16 protein-coding genes are annotated in these 17,513 nt (G+C 64.7%); 7 read left to right on the forward strand and 9 right to left on the reverse strand.

Going from position 1 to position 17,513, the window contains the following annotated elements; genetic code table 11:
• Positions 1–70: 70 nt before the first annotated feature.
• Together ASD45_RS03020 and ASD45_RS03025 are read left to right on the forward strand one after the other, a co-directional pair.
• A complete protein-coding gene (locus ASD45_RS03020; RefSeq protein WP_056910128.1) occupies positions 71–1,135 on the forward strand; it encodes a hypothetical protein in 1,065 nt (354 codons plus the stop codon).
• A 444-nt stretch (positions 1,136–1,579) separates the two neighbouring features.
• The gene (locus ASD45_RS03025) at positions 1,580–2,509 is read left to right on the forward strand and encodes a TorF family putative porin (protein ID WP_056910129.1); all 930 of its coding nucleotides are present in this window, start codon (positions 1,580–1,582) and stop codon (positions 2,507–2,509) included.
• A gap of 119 nt (positions 2,510–2,628) precedes the next feature.
• Here the strand turns inward: ASD45_RS03025 and ASD45_RS03030 are convergent, their stop codons facing one another.
• Entirely contained in the window at positions 2,629–4,371 is a 1,743-nt protein-coding gene (locus tag ASD45_RS03030; protein ID WP_056910130.1) for an ABC transporter ATP-binding protein/permease, read from the reverse strand.
• 254 nt (positions 4,372–4,625) lie between these two features.
• Here ASD45_RS03030 and ASD45_RS03035 point away from each other — a divergent pair, with 254 nt between their 5' ends.
• Positions 4,626–5,957, forward strand: a complete 1,332-nt coding sequence (locus tag ASD45_RS03035; RefSeq protein WP_056910131.1) for an amidase — start codon at positions 4,626–4,628, stop codon at positions 5,955–5,957.
• On the opposite strand, the gene ASD45_RS03040 is transcribed toward ASD45_RS03035, so the two are convergent.
• Positions 5,954–6,835 carry a dienelactone hydrolase family protein gene (locus ASD45_RS03040; RefSeq protein ID WP_056910132.1) on the reverse strand — a complete coding sequence of 294 codons (882 nt, stop codon included), beginning with the start codon at positions 6,833–6,835 and terminating at the stop codon, positions 5,954–5,956. The two genes, ASD45_RS03035 and ASD45_RS03040, sit on opposite strands and share 4 nt — an antisense overlap.
• Before the next feature lie 214 nt (positions 6,836–7,049).
• Between ASD45_RS03040 and ASD45_RS03045 the strand changes: the two genes are divergently transcribed.
• Complete coding sequence (locus ASD45_RS03045; protein ID WP_056910133.1) at positions 7,050–7,502, forward strand: META domain-containing protein; 453 nt, start codon at positions 7,050–7,052, stop codon at positions 7,500–7,502.
• Here the strand turns inward: ASD45_RS03045 and ASD45_RS03050 are convergent.
• The 3 genes from ASD45_RS03050 to ASD45_RS03060 all read right to left on the reverse strand — a co-directional run bounded on the left by ASD45_RS03050 (position 7,499) and on the right by ASD45_RS03060 (position 10,648).
• Positions 7,499–8,464: a cation diffusion facilitator family transporter gene (locus tag ASD45_RS03050; RefSeq protein WP_056910134.1), complete on the reverse strand. Its 966-nt coding sequence runs from the start codon at positions 8,462–8,464 to the stop codon at positions 7,499–7,501. The genes ASD45_RS03045 and ASD45_RS03050 overlap by 4 nt on opposite strands.
• Before the next feature lie 102 nt (positions 8,465–8,566).
• Positions 8,567–10,207, reverse strand: coding sequence for a chaperonin GroEL (gene groL / locus ASD45_RS03055; protein WP_056910135.1), 1,641 nt, complete (start codon positions 10,205–10,207; stop codon positions 8,567–8,569).
• A 144-nt stretch (positions 10,208–10,351) separates the two neighbouring features.
• On the reverse strand, positions 10,352–10,648 hold the full coding sequence (locus ASD45_RS03060) for a co-chaperone GroES (RefSeq protein ID WP_056910136.1): 297 nt from the start codon (positions 10,646–10,648) through the stop codon (positions 10,352–10,354).
• Between the two features lie 303 nt (positions 10,649–10,951).
• Between ASD45_RS03060 and ASD45_RS03065 the strand changes: the two genes are divergently transcribed.
• Positions 10,952–11,551: a hypothetical protein gene (locus ASD45_RS03065; protein ID WP_244485182.1), complete on the forward strand. Its 600-nt coding sequence runs from the start codon at positions 10,952–10,954 to the stop codon at positions 11,549–11,551.
• A gap of 137 nt (positions 11,552–11,688) precedes the next feature.
• Positions 11,689–12,879 (forward strand): MFS transporter, encoded by a 1,191-nt coding sequence (locus tag ASD45_RS03070; RefSeq protein WP_056910137.1) that lies wholly within the window; start codon positions 11,689–11,691, stop codon positions 12,877–12,879.
• 6 nt (positions 12,880–12,885) lie between these two features.
• Here the strand turns inward: ASD45_RS03070 and ASD45_RS03075 are convergent, their stop codons facing one another.
• The gene (locus tag ASD45_RS03075) at positions 12,886–13,497 is read right to left on the reverse strand and encodes a protein phosphatase CheZ (RefSeq protein WP_056910138.1); all 612 of its coding nucleotides are present in this window, start codon (positions 13,495–13,497) and stop codon (positions 12,886–12,888) included.
• 435 nt (positions 13,498–13,932) lie between these two features.
• Here ASD45_RS03075 and ASD45_RS03080 point away from each other — a divergent pair, with 435 nt between their 5' ends.
• Positions 13,933–14,637, forward strand: coding sequence for a L,D-transpeptidase (locus ASD45_RS03080; RefSeq protein ID WP_244485429.1), 705 nt, complete (start codon positions 13,933–13,935; stop codon positions 14,635–14,637).
• Between the two features lie 3 nt (positions 14,638–14,640).
• Here the strand turns inward: ASD45_RS03080 and ASD45_RS03085 are convergent, their stop codons facing one another.
• From ASD45_RS03085 to ASD45_RS03095, 3 genes are read right to left on the reverse strand one after another with little or no spacing between them, the layout of a single operon-like run.
• Complete coding sequence (locus tag ASD45_RS03085; RefSeq protein ID WP_056910140.1) at positions 14,641–15,402, reverse strand: DUF2076 domain-containing protein; 762 nt, start codon at positions 15,400–15,402, stop codon at positions 14,641–14,643.
• Between the two features lie 42 nt (positions 15,403–15,444).
• Positions 15,445–16,308: a ChbG/HpnK family deacetylase gene (locus tag ASD45_RS03090; protein ID WP_056910141.1), complete on the reverse strand. Its 864-nt coding sequence runs from the start codon at positions 16,306–16,308 to the stop codon at positions 15,445–15,447.
• A gap of 11 nt (positions 16,309–16,319) precedes the next feature.
• Positions 16,320–17,306 carry a glycosyltransferase family 2 protein gene (locus ASD45_RS03095; RefSeq protein WP_056912561.1) on the reverse strand — a complete coding sequence of 329 codons (987 nt, stop codon included), beginning with the start codon at positions 17,304–17,306 and terminating at the stop codon, positions 16,320–16,322.
• Positions 17,307–17,513 lie beyond the last annotated feature (207 nt).

Raw genomic sequence — 17,513 nt, forward strand, 5'->3', positions numbered from 1 at the left:
CCTGCTCTGCGGCCTGCGGGCCCGCACCCAGAATGGCACCGTCCAAAAAAGCGAGAGGGAGACTCAATCCATGCCGCACAAAATTCTACTCATGGGCGCATCTTATGGGTCGCTGCTGGCCTCGAAGCTGCTGTTCGGCGGACATTCGATTCACCTGGTCTGCCTGCCGGCGGAAGCCGACCTCATCAATGCCGAAGGCTTCAAGGTGAAGTTGCCGATACGCGGCCGCGCCGAGCCGGTGCTGCTCGAATCGCGCAAGCTGCCGGGCAAGGTCACCGCCGGACCGGCGGCCGGCGTCAACCCGGCCGACTACGACCTCATCGGCCTGTGCATGCAGGAGCCGCAGTATCGCTCCGAGGGCGTGCGTCAGTTGCTCGACGCGGTCGGCAAATCGAAGAAGCCGTGCATGTCGATCATGAACATGCCGCCGCTGCCTTACATCAAGCGCATCCCGGGTCTGGACTATGAGCCGTTGAAGGCGGCTTACACCGACGCGTCGGTCTGGGACTCGGTCGACCCCAACAAGATCACGCTCAACAGCCCCGATCCGCAGGCGATTCGTCCGCCCGACGGCAAGGCCAACGAGCTCCTGGTGACGCTGCCGACCAACTTCAAATGCGCGCGTTTCACGGACGACAAGGATACCGCGCTGATCCGCCAGCTCGAGAAGGATGTCGATGCCGCACGCTTCGACGCGCCGGAAGGCAAGATCGAACTGCCGGTGAAGCTGAAAGTCTACGATTCGATTTTCGTGCCGCTTGCCAAGTGGTCGATGCTGCTTGCCGGCAACTATCGCTGCATCACAAAGGACGGCATGCGCACGGCGAAGGAAGCGGTGCATACCAACATCGAGGAGTCGCGTTCGGTCTACAATTTCGTGTTCGACCTGTGCGTAAAGCTCGGGGCTGCGCCGTCCGATCTTGTGCCGTTCGAGAAATATGCCGCCGCGGCGGAAAGCCTGTCGCGTCCGGCGTCGGCCGCCCGCGCCCTCTATAACGGTGCGCCGAACATCGAACGGGCCGACAAGCTGGTTCAGCTCATTGCCAAGCAGAAGGGGCTGAGCCATCCGGTCATCGATGCCGGCGTAGCGCTGGTTGACGAACTCCTGGCCGCCAACCGCAAGAAGGCGGCTTAGTCCCTCGAATCGGGTCCCGATACCGGAATGAATAAGCCGGCCTGTTGTAACAACAGGTCGGCTTTTTTATTTGTTTTATACGGCCGAGGGGGCGGGCGCCGTCCATGCCCTTAAGGAATCGATGACCACCATTCCGAAAAAGCCAGCAAAAATGGGCCAAATGACCGGTCTGGTTCGGGCTTTGCTTGTTTGAAATATGTGGCATCGGTGCAACACAGGTTTTTGAATCTCTGGAAAGTCGGCCCGTTCGCCTAATAAGGCAGCAACTGCCAATGTTTTTGGCTTGCTGATTTGCATGACTCCAGACGAAAAATATCCCAACGCGCGCCAAATTGCGTCAAGGCATCTACAGCATCGGCCGGGGGTATGGCCTGCTGAGAACGCAAAGGGGTGGTGTTGGTGGATCGGCGTTGCGTCGATCGAAATGCAAAGGGGCAGGGTCCTATGAAGAAGCTTTTGTTGTCAGCTCTCGCCGCGGTCGCTTTGTCCGCCGCGCCCGCGTTTGCCGCGGATATGCCAGTGAAGGCCAAGAAGGTCGTCGCTGCGCCCGCGCCGAGCATCTTCGATATCGCCGTCGGCGGCGTCGTGATGTCGGATTATAATTTCCGCGGCGTCTCGCAGTCGAACCGGGGCTTCTCGGGCGGCGCTTATTTCGAGCCGCAGCTCTCGATCGGTTTCGGCACGCTCTACGCCGGCATCGCGGCCTACGGCGTCAGCTGGCCGACAAATCTCGGCTTCACCGATCCGTCGGCTGAAGTCGATCTGTACGGCGGCTGGCGCAACACCTTCGGCGCCTTCTCGGTCGACCTCGGGTTCATCTACTATTACTACCCGAAGGAAACCTTCAACGGTTTCACCAGCGACAGCGATTTCTATGAAATCTACGGCAAGTTCGCCTACGCTATCACGCCGGACCTGTCGGTCGGCGCCAACGTCTTCTACACTCCGGACCTGCTGAACTACAGCCAGACCTTCAGCACCGTCGGCGTCGGCGGCGGCAATGTCGGCGCAACCTACGCATCGCTGACCGCCAAGTGGACGACGCCATGGACCTACAACGGTATCGGTTCGTTCATCAGCGGCGAACTCGGTCACTGGTGGATCGACGGCAGCCGCTTCGTCGCCGCTGGCTTCGGCCCCGCCGGCGCGGTTGCGGGTGGCGGTCTCGATCCGGACTACACCTACTGGAACGCCGGTATCGGCTTCACCTACAAGGCTCTGACCCTGGACCTGCGCTATCACGGCACCAACCAGAGCGACGACAAGTGCGCGGCGTTCCTGGCGACCAACTCGCCGAACTCGTCGAACCGCTGGTGCAGCGACACCTTCATTGCGTCGCTCAAGTTCGACACCACGCTCTCGGCCCTCAAGTAAGCCGAACGGCATCGGCCTTCACCGGCCAAAGCAAGACCTAAAGAAAACGGCGGTCCCGCAAGGACCGCCGTTTTTTCTTGCTTCGTCGTCAGACTGGGCGGGCGTGGCAGCCGATCCGGTCACTCCGCCGCGGCGAGCGTGCCCTCGCTAAGCCGGCCGCCCTCGGCATCGCGCTCGACATTGAGGCGGCGGCGGTGGAACGCGGCCAGCGTCGAGCGGTGGCCGATCGAGACGATGGTCGTTCCCGGCAGCCGCTCCTGCAGCAGGCGATAGACGCTGGCCTCCGCCGCCTCATCGAGCGATGCCGTGGCCTCGTCCAGAAACAGGTAATCCGGCTTGAGGAGGAGGGCGCGGGCGATCCCCAGGCGCTGCTGTTCGCCAAGCGACAGCATCCGGTTCCAGTGCGCCTCCTCCTCAACCCGTGCCGCCAGCGCCGGCAGGCCGGCGGCGGCGATCAGTTCGCCAATGGCCGCGTTATCGGCGCTGTCCGGTTCGAGCGGATAGGCCACCGCGGCGGCCAGCGGCGCGATCGGGAAGTACGGCCGCTGCGGCAGCATCATGATCTTGGCGTCCTTGGGCACATGGATGGTGCCGGAGCCGAACGGCCAGATCCCGGCCAACGCGCGGAAGAAGGTCGACTTGCCGGACCCGGAGGGCCCGGTGACCAGGACGCGGTCGCCGGCAGCAATCGTCAGGTCGCGGGCGGCGATCAACGGCGTGCCGTTCGGCAGCTTCACCGCCAGCTCCTTGATGGTGACGGCGCCGCCGTCGCCGGGTTCGACCGCGACCACCGGGGGCGTCACGGCCAGCGCCTGGGCGCTCGCGACCGAACGGTCGAAACCGTCGAGACGCTCGATGACGGCGCGCCAGTCGGCCAGGCTGCGATACAGCGTGACGAAGATCGACAGCGCATCCTGCACGCGGCCGAACGCATTGGCGGTCTGCATCAGGCCGCCGAGCTGCATGGCGCCGGCGAAGTAAGCCGGGCTCACCATGATGAACGGAAATACCACAGCCGCCTGCGAATAGGTGGCGGTGAAGAAGGTCAGCTTCTTCTGCCGCGACATGATGGCGAGCCAGTTCGACACCACATTGCCGAATCGCATCAGCAGCCGGTCGCGCTCGGCGGGTTCGCCTTCGAGCAGGGCGATCTGCTCGGCGTTCTCGCGCACTCGGACCAGGTTGAAGCGAAAGTCGGCCTCGTAGCGCTGCTGCTGGAAATTGAGCGCGATCAGGGGCCGGCCGATCAGATGCGTCAGCGCCGTTCCGATGACGGCATAGAACAGCGCGGCCCACAGCAGATAGCCGGGGATGTTGTAGTCGATGCCGAACAGATGCAGCGGCGCCGCCGCCGACAGATTCCACAGGATCACCATGAAGGAAAACAGCGTGACCAGCGAACTGAGTAACTGGATGCTGATCGACAAGGTGCTGGAGACGAACGAGGTGACGTCCTCGGCGATGCGCTGGTCGGGGTTGTCGGCCGCTTCGCCCGACAACTGCATGCGATAGTGATTGGCGCCGGCCAGCCACTCGTCGAGATAATGCCGTGTCAGCCAGCGTCGCCAGCGGATCTGCAGCCACTGGTTGAGATAGAGCTGATAAACGGCGAGGCCGACGAAAAGGGCCGCCAGAATTGTGAAAAAGCCAAGCTGGTAGACGAACGCATTCCAATCCTTGTTCTGCAGCGCATTATAGAAATTGGCGTTCCAGGAATTGAGCAACACCGTGATGCCGACGATGGTCAATTCGATGGCGATGACCGCGCCGAGCAGCAGGCGCCCGGCCCAGCGGTCCTCGGACCAGAAATAGGGGCTGGCGATGCGCCACACCGTGGCGAGCGTTGCAATGATGCCTTTCAAGGGAGCTCCTCTTAACGGCTAAACAGGCGGGCGAACGGCCGGCCGGCGGCTGTACGCTGGATTAGAACAGATTGGCTGATCTTCGCTGGCTTCTGCAAAATAAGGCTTCGTAACCATCGGCCCAGCATTGCCCAACATTGCGGCACACGGGATCGATCCATAGGATGGTCCAAAGGGTGGCTTTAGCGTGGCGGGACTGCCTGCAAGGCCACCCCCTACGATTACAATTATGTAACAACCAGTGCGAGTTGAGTGTGACTGACGAGGAATTGACCGGGCTGACCGCGATCGAAGCGGTCGAACACATCGCCAACGGCGACTTCAGCTCAGAGGAATACGTCGGCGCCTGCCTCGACCGCATCGCGGCGATCGACGGCGAGGTGCATGCCTTCGTGCATCTCGACCCGGACGCCGCGTTGGCTCAGGCGCGGGACGTCGATGAGCGCCGTCGTGACGGTCAGCCGATCGGCCTGCTGCATGGCATCCCGGTCGCCATCAAGGACATCTTCGACACCGCCGATTACCCGACCGAGTGCGGCACGGCCGTGCTCAAGGGTCGCCAGCCGGTGCAGGACGCGACGGCGGTGGCGCGCCTGCGCGAGGCCGGCGCCATCATCATCGGCAAGACGGTGACCACCGAATGCGCGTATTTCTCGCCCGGACCGACGCGCAATCCGCATGATCTGACGCGCACCCCCGGCGGCTCGTCATCGGGTTCGGCCGCGGCTGTGGCAGCGGCCATGGTGCCGCTCGCCGTCGGCTCGCAGACCAACGGCTCGATCATCCGGCCGTCGGCGTTCTGCGGCGTCTATGGCGTGAAGCCGAGTCACGGCCTGATCTCGCGCCACGGCGCCTTGATGCTGTCGCAGGCGCTCGATCATGTCGGTGTCATGGCGCGCTCGCTGGCCGATGCCGCGCTGATCCTCGAAGTGCTGGCCGGTTACGACGCCGCGGACAGCGATACGCGGCCGGTGGCCGCGCCCGATTATCTCGAACTCGTGGCCGACGTCCCGCCGGTGCAACCGCGCCTCGCTTTCGTGCGCACGCCGGTTTGGGACAAGGCCGATGCTGCGACACATGCGGCGTTCGCCGAGCTCGTCGCAAGCCTTGGCGATCAGGTGACCGAGATCGATTTGCCGGACGATTATGCTGCGGCCTGGGACGATCATCACGTGGTCATGGCGACGGATATGGCGCACAACCTCAATCCATTGCTGGAGCGCGGCGGCGATGTGTTGAGCCAGCAGTTGCGCGACCTGATGGCCGAGGGACGCTCCATACCGGCGGTGCGTTATCTCAAGGCCCGCCAGAACGCCAAGAGCTATGCTGCGGGGATCGACCACCTGTTCGACGACTTCGACGCCATCATCACGCCGTCGACGCCCGGCGTGGCGCCGGTCGGCGATGCCACCGGCAGTCCGGTGTTCAATTCACTCTGGAGCCTGACCGGCTTGCCGGCGGTGACGCTGCCAATGCTCGCCGGCGAGGGCGGCATGCCGCTCGGCGTTCAACTCATTGGCGCGGCGCGCGGCGATGCGAGGTTGCTCCGCACGGCGAACTGGCTGGTCGAACAGGTCGACAGTTAAGCCGGCGGGGTGCCGAGCCGATCCTTGAAGAAGGCGATGGTTCGGCTCCAGGCGAGGTCCGCCGCCGGCTTGTCGTAGCGGCTTGTGGTGTCGTTGTTGAAGGCGTGGTTGACGTTCGGATAGACGTAGACCGTGAACGTCCTGCCGGCGGCTTTCAGCGCCTCTTCGTAGGCCGGAATGCCGGCATTGATGCGGCTGTCGAGCCCAGCGTAATGCAGCAGCAGCGCGGCGTGGATCTTCGGCACGTCCGCCGCCGGCGGCTGCGCGCCGTAATAGGCGACCGCGGCTTTCAGGTCCGGCGAAAGCACCGCCACGCGGTTGATCATGCCGCCGCCCCAGCAGAAGCCGACGGCTCCGACCTTGCCGGTCGATTCCGCGTGCTTCTCCAAAAACGGCACGGCGGCGGCGATGCGCTGCGCGGTGTCGCCGAGATTGAGCGTCGCGATCATGTCGCGCGCTTTGTCTTCGTCCGACGGCGTGCCGCCGAGCGGCGACAGTGCATCGACTGCCAAGGCGAGGAAGCCATCCAGCGCTAGGCGCCGCGCGACGTCCTCGATGTGCGGATTGCGGCCGCGGTTCTCGTGGACAACGACGACCGCCGGCCGTTTGGCGCCGCCTTTCAGCCGCACCAGATAGCCCGACATGCGCGTGCCGCCGGCATCGTAAGATGCCGTTTCCGTTATCAGCCGAGAGTCGTTGGCGGGAACGGTCTCGGCCCGCGCATAGTTGTTCTGCAACAATGGCAGCAGCGCGAGAGCCGCGGCGGCCGATCCGGCGATTTCCGTCAGGCGATCAAGAAAGGTGCGCCGATCGATAATCCCATGGGTGAAGCTGTCATACAGATCGACGACACGTTGGTCGGTCAGGTGCTGATCCATGCAAGGCTCCCGGCTTCCGCAATTCTAACAAGATACGAAGGTTCGATGCGTTCAATGCTGCGTGAAATGCGCGCAGCGGCAAAATAAAAATGTCGTATCCGGGTCGTCCACTGCCGCCGGTGCAACGGCTTGACGCGAGAAGCCGCACGCGTCATTTCAAGGCCTCCTTCCCAGCGCGCCCGCGTCCGCGGGCGGCGCGATGCCCGGAGACGCCATGAGTTCCCATCGCCTGACCGCGAACCGGTTTGTCGTTGCCGCGGCGCTTTCGATCAGTGCGCTGGCGGGCGCGGGGTCGGCGGCGCTTGCGCAGTCATTTCCGTTTGGCCAGGTGCTGGTGCTCGACGCGCCGCGCATCGGCGCGCTCAAGCGTGTTCCGGTGATCACGACCGAGACGGATGGCACGGCAACGATCGACCTGTGGTGCAAGACTGTCCCCGCGCGGCTCACCGTGGAGGGCGCATCGCTCAAGGTCGAGACGGCGCCTCTGCCCGAAGCCATGCCGCAATACATGATGTCCGGGCAGTGCAGCGACGAGCGTCTGCAGGCCGATGTCGAGACCCTAACCGCCCTGACGCAGGTGACCCAATGGCAGCGCCGTGGCGATCATGTATCGCTCAGCGGACCGGATGGCGCGCCGGCCTTGCGCTTCAGTCTGTCGAGCCACTAGGGCTTATTCAGCCGTCGCGCGCGGCCGGGGAAACGGCCGGGCAGGGTGAGCTGCGAGGCGCTTGCCTGCGGCTTGACGAAAATCGCGATCACCTCCGGGTGACTGTCGTGAATGGCGCGCTCGAGCTTGTCGATCGCCTGCTCGATGTCCGGGGTTTCCAGGTCGTCCCTGAATTCGAGGCTGAGCGCGGCGATCACCTGGTCCGGCGCCATGTGCACGGTGAAGGCAATGTGCGCGCTGACGATGCCGTCGATCTCGCGCGCCGTCGTAAGAATGGCATCGCGCAGGAGCGGGCTGGCCGGCTCGCCGATGAGCAGGCCTTTGCTCTCACGGGCCAACGTCAGTGCCGTGACGCCGAGCACCAAGGCAATGCCGATCGAAGCCGCGCCATCGAATTCGGGTCTGCCGAAATAATCGGAAGCGAAGGTGCCGAGCGCCGCCAGAACCAAGCCAATCAACGCCGCAGAATCCTCGAACAGGACGATGAAGGCCGGCGGATCCTTGCTGCGGATCACCGCCTCAATGTAGCCGACGCCGCCTTTGGCGCGTCGGAATTCGCGCAGCGCGATGAACCAGCTCGCGCCTTCGAAAACCATGGCAAAGCCGATGACGATGTAATTCACATGGGCCGAGACGATCCCGGTCGGATGCAAAACATGCTGGACGCCTTCGTAGAAGGCGACCCCGGCGCCGAGCGTGAAAAGCAGCAGCGCGACGATAAAGCTCCAGAAGTAGAGTTCGCGACCGTAACCGAGCGGATGCGACGCATCCGGCGGGCGCGCTGCCTGCCGCATGCCGTAGAGCAGCAGGAGCTGGTTGCCTGTATCGACCACGGAATGGATGGCTTCCGACAGCATCGCCGACGAGCCGGTCAACCATGCGGCGACGAACTTGGTCAGCGCTACGAGCAGATTGCCCGCGGCGGCCGCGTAGACGACGGTTTTGGATTGCGAGGCGGCCATGGGGTTCCTGCGGACGGAACTCAACGCCCCGCTGTGCCAGTAGTTTCAAACAAAAGGCCCGGCTTTCGCCGGGCCTCTCCGATTCTTGAGGCAGGGCAGAAGTTACATCATCCCGCCCATGCCACCCATGCCGCCGCCGCCCGGCATTGCCGGCGCAGCTTCCCGCGGCAGCTCGGCGACCATCGCCTCGGTGGTCACGAGCAGACCGGCGATCGAGGCCGCATCCTGCAGCGCGGTGCGCACCACCTTGGCCGGATCGATGATGCCCTTGGCGACCATGTCGACATACTCTTCGTTCTGCGCATCGAAGCCATAGGTCTCCGACTTCTCGTCGAGGATCTTGCCGACGACGATCGAGCCTTCGACACCGGCGTTCTCGGCGATCTGGCGGATCGGAGCTTCCAGCGCCTTGAGCACGATATTGATGCCGGCCTGGACATCCGAGTTATCGTTGGTCAGCTTGCCGACCGCCTTCTTGGCGCGCAGCAGCGCGGTGCCGCCGCCCGGCACGATGCCTTCCTGCACGGCCGCGCGGGTGGCGTTGAGCGCGTCTTCGACGCGATCCTTCTTTTCCTTGACCTCGATCTCGGTCGCGCCGCCGACGCGGATCACCGCGACGCCGCCGGCGAGCTTGGCCAGACGCTCCTGCAGCTTCTCGCGGTCGTAGTCCGAGGTGGTTTCCTCGATCTGCGCCTTGATCTGCTGAACGCGCGCTTCGATCTCGGCCTTCTTGCCGGCGCCGTTGACGATCGTGGTCTTTTCCTTCTCGATCACGACCTTCTTGGCGCGGCCGAGCATCGAGACGGTAACGTTCTCGAGCTTGATGCCGAGGTCTTCCGAGATCAGCTGGCCGCCGGTCAGGATGGCGATGTCTTCAAGCATGGCCTTGCGGCGATCGCCGAAGCCCGGCGCCTTGACGGCCGCGACCTTGAGGCCGCCGCGCAGCTTGTTGACGACGAGCGTGGCGATGGCTTCGCCTTCGACGTCTTCGGCGATGATGATGAGCGGCTTGCCCGACTGCACGACGGACTCGAGCACCGGCAGCATCGACTGCAGGCCCGACAGCTTCTTTTCGTGCAGGAGGATGTAGGCATCCTCGAGCTCGGCGATCATCTTCTCGGCGTTGGTGACGAAGTAGGGCGAGATATAGCCGCGGTCGAACTGCATGCCTTCGACGATCTCGACCTCGGTCTCCATCGCCTTGGCTTCTTCAACCGTGATGACGCCCTCGTTGCCGACCTTCTGCATCGCCTGGGCGATCATCTTGCCGATCTGGGTGTCGCCATTCGAGGAGATGGTGCCGACCTGGGCGACTTCAGCCGAGGACGAGACCTTCTTGGCGCGCTTTTCGATGTCCTTGATCACGGCGGCGACCGCAATGTCGATGCCGCGCTTGAGGTCCATCGGGTTCATGCCGGCGGCAACCGACTTGGCGCCTTCGCGCACGATGGCCTGGGCCAGCACGGTCGCGGTGGTGGTGCCGTCGCCAGCCAGATCGTTGGTCCGCGAAGCGACTTCGCGCACCATCTGCGCGCCCATGTTTTCGAACTTGTCCTCGAGCTCGATCTCCTTGGCGACGGTGACGCCGTCCTTGGTGATGCGCGGGGCGCCGAAGCTCTTGTCGATGACGACGTTACGGCCCTTCGGGCCGAGCGTCACCTTCACGGCGTTGGCGAGGATGTCGACGCCGCGCAGCATGCGGTCGCGCGCGTCGCCGGCGAATTTTACGTCTTTGGCAGCCATGTGAACTCACTCCGATCGATGTTGAGATTGACCCTCATCCTGAGGAGCGTGCGCGGCACGCGTCTCGAAGGATGAGGCCGATAATTCATTGTCCTCGTCCTTCGAGGCGGCGCTTTCGGCGCCTCCTCAGGACGAGGTCTGGCGTCAACCGACGACGCCCATGATGTCGCTCTCCTTCATGATCAGGAGATCTTCACCGTCGATCTTCACTTCCGTGCCGGACCACTTGCCGAACAGCACGCGGTCACCGGCCTTGATGTCCATCGGCACGAGCTTGCCGGCTTCGTCGCGGCCGCCGGGGCCAACGGCGATGACTTCGCCTTCGGACGGCTTTTCCTGAGCCGTGTCCGGAATGATGATGCCGCCCTTGGTCTTCTCTTGGGCGGTGATGCGGCGCACAACCACGCGGTCGTGCAGCGGGCGGAACTTGGTCTTGGCCATGGGGGCCTCCTCGTTGACTAAAATCACTGGAGCGAAAATCGGCGGAGCCGCTTTTCTGCGTCACCTGAAGCCGGGACGGAAAGTGCAGGGTTGAGAACCCTTTAGCACTCTGTCGTTTAGAGTGCTAATTGCGCCTGCGGAGATATTGCCTTAAGGGTTGAGTGTCAAGTTTGGCCGACATAAGCGGTCGGACGGCCGCAATCCGGGCACAGGTGTTGGTTATTGACGATTTGCGGCTTTTGCTTGCACTCATTGTCAATGCCTCGCAATGTCGCCCCGCCCACGTGTTTTCCAGGAGTCCCGATGAGCTTTCTCTCCCACCAAGGTTCGTTTGGCCAAACCCGCTTCAACTTCGGCCTGCGGACAGCTTTGGTTCTCGGTGTGATGGCCCTCGGCATCGCGGGGTGTAGTACGACACCGAGCGCGCCGCCTGAACCGCCGGCACCGCCTGTAACGCCGACGCTGCCGCCGTCCTTCCCGCCGCAGGACCTGGTCGGCAACTGGGGTTTGGCCGCCTATCATCGCGATGAAGACCGTGTCCGCACCGAATCTGCCGCCGCGAGTCAGTGTCGTCAGCCTTACGTCATCACCGCCGGCCCGACCGGGGGCATCATGATGCACCTCGCCGACCAGTCGACGCCGTCCGAATTGCGCGTCAAGGGTGCGCCCGGCGGCAAGAACTACATCGGTCCGGCCGAGGATCCGCCGGGCAGCCAGCAGGACCGCGAAGTCTTGCAGTTCGACGGCCGCATCCTGGTCCTGCGCTGGATCGATCCGGAAGTGCAGGGCCGTTACGGCAACATGGTCTACGTGCGTTGCGGCGCCGAGGGCGGCAAGAAGAAGCCGGCCAGCAAGCCGCGGCCAAAGCCTGCGGCGAAGCCGAAGCCTGCCCCGGCGCGGTAGGCACTCGAGCGCGCACGTCCTATAGTGGTGATGGCCGGGCTTGTCCCGGCCATCTCGCTTAGGAGGGCACGGTGCCCGACTTGTCGGGATGCCCGGGACAAGGCCGGGCATGACAGTCTCTGGTACTGCGCGCGCTCATGACGCCCCTTCACAATTTCTTCTCCGGCCCCTGGCGCGCCGTGCCGGTGCTTGGCGTCACGCAGATTCTCGCTTGGGGCGGCATCTATTACACGCCAGTGCTGATCGTGCCGCTGATCGCCCGCGAGCACGGCTGGTCGATGTCGTTCGCCATGGGCGGCTTTTCCTTTGCCTTGCTCGCCGCCGGCCTGGCGGCGCCTTATGTCGGCCGCTCGATCGATCGCTTCGGCGGCCACGTCGTCATGACCATCGGTTCGCTGCTCGGCGCACTCGGTCTGGTGCTCATCACCGTTGCCGACAACCGCATCGCCTATGTCGCCGTCTGGATCCTGCTCGGCGTCGCTCTGTCGGCAAGCTTGTACGACGCCGCTTTCGCCTCGCTCGGCCGCATCTTCAGCGCCGCGGCGCGGCGGCCGATCACCGCGCTGACCTTGGCCGGCGGCTTTGCCTCCACGGTCGGCTGGCCGGCGACCCACTTTCTCACCGAAGCGGTCGGCTGGCGCGGCACCTACTGGATCTATGCGGCGCTGCTGCTTGTCATCGCCGCGCCGCTGCACGCCTTTCTGTTGCCGCGTGACCGCGTCGAAGCGAGCGCGCCGCCGGCCGCCGGCGCCAAGCCGCCCGACCGCGTGCTGCCGGCGCGTGGCGCGCCTTTCATTCTCGTCGCGGCGGGGTTTGCCATCTACGCCTTCGTGCCGTCGGGCCTCGCCGCGCATCTGCTGGCGATCTTCTCGCGCGCCGGCATTGACGGCGATACCGTGGTGTTGATCGGCGCGCTGTTCGGACCGGCGCAGGTCGGCGCCCGCGTTGTCGAATTCGCCTTCGGACGCAACCTGCATCCGTTGTGGATCGCGCGCATTGCGCTGACGACGCTGCTCGCCGCATTCGTGATGATCGGTGTGCTCGGCATCGCAACGCCGGTCGCGGCCACCTTCGCAGTACTGTTCGGCGGCGCCAACGGCCTCATTACCATCGCACGCGGCGCGGTGCCGCTGGCACTGTTCGGCGCGGCCGGTTACGGCCGGCTGATGGGAAGGCTCGCCTTTCCCTTCCTCATGGTGCAGGCGGCCGCGCCTTTGGTGATGGCGGTGGTGGTCGATCGCGCCTCCGACGCCGCGGCGCTGGCCATGGCCTCGGCCTTCGCCGCGGTCGGCCTCGTGTGCTTCGTCGTTATCCGGCGGCCGCGCTGAGCGCGCTCAGCCGAAGATCCGGTCGATGTCCTGCTGGGTCGCGTGACCGTCATCGCCGGCGAGCTTCGGTCCATTCAGCAGCCCGTCGTCAACACCTGTCGCCATCGCGAGCGGCTGCGCCGCCGCATGCGCACCGTTGCAGCGCGCGAGGATGGAATCGAGCTGGTGCTCCATCGCCGCCAGCATTCTGATCACTTTGCCGATGTGCTGGCCGGTGATGTCCTGGAAATTGCAGGCCTCATAGACCTTCACGATCTGATCCTGGATTTCCTGCGCCAGGCCGCGCTTGTAGTCGTCCTTCAGGCTTGCGGCGAGCGCGCGCGCATTGTCATCGGCGGTCTCGGCGAGGCTGAGGATTTGATTGGTCGCGGCGCGCATGTCGTCGACGGCAGCACCGAGTTCGGCGGCGGCACGAGCGAACTGGCGATCCTTGCCGTCGCCGACCAGGGCGCTGAGATCCTTCCGGTTGCGGGCGATCGCGTTCTGAACGACGGCGAGTTCGCGCCTCAGTCCGGACAGCGCGGTCGTCCGCTCGTCATCGGCGCCAGGCGTATGCGATGGCGTGGCCGACAGGCGCGGCGCCAGCATCGCTTCGATCCGGAAAGCCTTGCGCTGCACGGCGGGGTCCCTTTGCCACTCCGCCATAACGTCTAGCGTATGGTGAATTAACGGCGCGTTGCGGCAGTGCGATGCTCCTGAATTTGCCGTAGCGGCGGCAAGGATCGATTAACCACGACGTTTTCCATTTTACGAAAAATAAACGCTAGCGAAACGAAGCGGGCCGGCGAGCGCCGTAAAGCAGCGACGGCTTCTGGCTGATTTACCAATCGATGCTTGATTGTGAGACGGTGCGGGCGACGCCTTTTTTGTGTGCGGGTTAGCGTAATGCGTCAGCGTTCTTTATTGATCGGTTTCGTGCTGCTGGCGGGCGCCGCCCCGGCCTGCGCGCAGCAATACTACGTGGCCCAGCCTTATCCGCAGGGCTACCAGCCGCAGCAGTATTACGCCGTACCGGCATATCAGGCCGCGCCGGCGCAAGCGCCCCGGCGTGCCATGGCGCAGGCGCGGCCGGCGACGCCGCCGATGGTCGTCGTCGCTCAGCCGCAGCGTATGCGCAGCGAAATGGGCGGCGGCTTCATCGAGGCCATCTTCGGTAACGGCGGCGACCGTGATCCGGGCTATGCGCCGCTGCCGCAGCAGCAATACATCGCGCCGCCGCAGGCTGCTTACGGCAACCCCGGGTCCATGCAGCAGGTCTATGCCAGCACCGGCCCGGTCGCGGGCGAACCGCCGTCATCGCAGAATTATCCGATCAATCCGGTCTACGAGAAGCAGGAAGTCGCATACCAGACGACGGAAGAGCCGGGCACGATCATCATCGATACGCCGAACAAGTTTCTCTATCTGGTCGAGCCGAACGGCCGGGCGCTGCGCTACGGTGTCGGCGTCGGCCGGCCCGGGTTCATGTGGGCGGGCACGCATCACGTCTCGGCGAAAAAGGAATGGCCCGACTGGACGCCGCCGCCGGAGATGCTGGAGCGCCAGCCCTACCTGCCGCGTCATATGGACGGCGGCCCGACCAATCCGCTCGGCGCGCGCGCCATGTATCTCGGTTCGACGCTGTACCGCATTCACGGCTCGAATGAGCCCTGGACGATCGGCACCAACGTGTCGTCGGGCTGCATCCGCATGCGCAACGCCGACGTCATCGACCTCTATGGCCGGGTCAAGGTCGGCGCCAAGGTCGTGGTGATGTAGCCGTCAGGCGTCGCTCGAGTCGCCGCCGCCGAAATCGCCACCGAAGTCATCATTGTCGCCGCTATCGGCGACGTCGTAATCGCCACTGGTGTCGTTACCGCTGTTGTCGAACAGGCCGGCGCTGCGGTCGTTGCCGCCAACATCATTGAGCCCGGCGTCGCGCGACAGATCGCTGCCCGCCGCATTGTCATTGCCGCCCCAGGGATTGCTCGAGGTTGCGCCCTGATCGCGCGGCGCGTCGGCAAAGGCGCTGCCGCTGCGGTGACCGCCGAACATGCCGCCAAGCGCGTTGAACAGCAGCGAGCCGCCGATGACGCCGACCGCGGTCGACGCGGCCGTGCCGAGGAACGAACCGCCGCCGCCTTGCGGCGCGGCGTTGAACGGCGAGGCGGGCTGTCCTTGTCCGGCTTGCGGCGCGGATTGTGGCATCGCGCCGCCGGTGTTCCAGCGCGGATCGGGCGCGTTGCTGCCGCCGCCCGGCGACACGCTGGGTACTGAGCCCCGGCCCAAAGCGCTGCGCATGGAATCAAGGAAGCCGCCACCGGAGGGTGCAGTGGCGCCGTTGAGATCACGGATGCGCGCTTCGGCTTGCCTCAGCGCTTCATCCTGCACGAGCACGGTCTGCACCAGTGCGTAGAGTGCATGCGGCGCGCGTTGCGCGCCCGCTGCGATGGCGCGCTCGGCTTCGGCATCGCGCGGCGATGCCTCCAGCCGCGCGATGCGGTCGAACAGGTCGTCGATCAGTTGGCGTTCCTGCGGCGTCATAACCTTCCCTCCATCGGCGCGCATAGGATGCGCACTGAAGATCTAGGCAGTGTCGCCGCGGGCACCAGAGGGGTCGATCAAGGTAATCCCATGGGCGGCGAGCACGGCGGGAAAAGCATCCGAACTGAAAAAGGCGAATTCGTGCTCGCGCAGTGTCGTCAGCGAGTCGAGCGATGTTAGCTCGGCATCGACGAAGCCCGGATGACACATGACAAGGCCGCCATCGGGCAGGCCTTTGAGGAAACGCGGGAAAGTCGTGGCGAAATTGGCCTTGGCGCTGAAGGCGTAAACCCCGGCGAAGGCCGGGTTGGTGACGACGCCAAGACGGGTCGCCCGGCTGCGGAAGCCGAGGTTGAGGATATCGATGATCAGGCCCTTGCGGTCGTGCAGCGGCCGTGCGCCGCGCGGCCTGCCGCATTGGCGTACCCAGGCCCCCGGTACCGTCTCGGCTGCGACTTTGAGAAAGGCATCGCGCACTTGCGGCAAGAGCTGCACGTGCTGATGGCCGTCGAGATAGGCGGGCAATGAGCCGAAGGTCTCGACGAAGGCCTCGACCTGGGTCGCGATCTCGACCGTCAGCATCTCGACATCGAGCCGTCGCGTCATCGCCGCGCGCATCAGCTCGGGATGCGGGAGGAAAGCGCCGCCGCGCAGCGGCGCGAAGTTGGCGCTCAACGGCTTGAACGGCGCGGTCAGCGTGATGTGGAGGCCGATGGCGGCATTGCCGGCGCCATTGGCCTCGACCAGCGCGTCGGCCTCATCGCGGTCGATATGGCCCGCCGCCGTCATCACCGATGTGGCGTTGAGCCGGCGCGCCGCGATCAACTGGCGGATCGCGTTATTGACGCCCGGCGCGATGCCGTAATCGTCGGCGCAGAGCCAGATGCGGCGGACCCTTTTGCTCAATGCGGTACGACTCACTCAGCCGCGCGCGACGTTGCGTTGCGCGGCACTACGTCTTCTTCTTTGGTCTCTTTGATGGTGTGTTCGGCGACGAAATAGACCGGCCGGCCTTTGATCTCCGACAGCAGCTTGCCGATATACTCGCCGAGAATGCCGATCATCATCAGCTGCACGCCGCCCAGCACCATCATGCCGATGACCAGCGACGGATAGCCGGGCACGTCCTCGCCGAACAAAACGGTCTCCAGGAAAATCCAGAAGCCGAACAACAACGCGGAAGCGGCGATAATGGCGCCGAGCAAACTGGCGACGCGCAGCGGCGCCACCGAGAACGAGGTCAGGCCCTCGATCGACAGGCCGACCAGCGACCAGATGTTCCAAGAGGTGACGCCGTGCTCGCGGTCGGCCGGTTCGTAATCGACGCGCACCTGGCGGAAGCCGATCCAGGTCGACAGGCCTTTGAAGAAGCGGTTGCGCTCCGGCATCTGCCGCAGCGCCTCCGCCGCGCGCGGCGACAGCAGACGGAAGTCGCCGGCATCTTCCGGGATCTTGAGGCGGGCGCGCCAGTTGAGCAGCCAGTAGAACCAGTGCACGCCGGTGCGGCGCAGTAAGGATTCGTTCTCGCGGTGTGCCTTGGCCGTGTAGACGACGTCGTAGCCGTCATCGAGCCAGCGCGCGACCAGGGTTTCGATCAGGCTCGGCGGGTGCTGGCCGTCGGCATCCATGAACATCACGGCGCCAAGCCGGCAATGGTCAAGGCCGGCGAGCAGTGCGGCTTCCTTGCCGAAATTGCGCGACAGCGTCACCACCTGGACGTCGAGCGCAATGGCCGGCAGCGACAACGCCACCTCGCTGGAGCCGTCGCGGCTGCCGTCATCGACATAGACGACTTCGACGGGGAGGCCGTATTTGCTTTTGAGGAACCGCGCCACCTCGGCAACGCGTTCGTGCAGACCGGGCAGACCCTTGGCCTCGTTGTAGACCGGGACGACGATCGACAGCCCGCTTTTGGGCTCGGCGCGACCGCGCCTGGTCTGGCCGGTTCGGCTGGCCGATTTCGTGGTTTTTGCCGGCGTTTTAGGCACGCAATCCTCCGCTCATCGCGCGATCTATAGCGCATGACTTCGGCCTTGTCGCCCCGCCGCCGCGTCACCGGTCCGCACCGGGAACCGCCTTTTCGGGCAAGACCTTGGCCATCCGAGGTGGTA

Origin of the sequence: Pseudolabrys sp. Root1462, assembly GCF_001426945.1 — a bacterium.
Lineage (GTDB): Bacteria > Pseudomonadota > Alphaproteobacteria > Rhizobiales > Xanthobacteraceae > Pseudolabrys.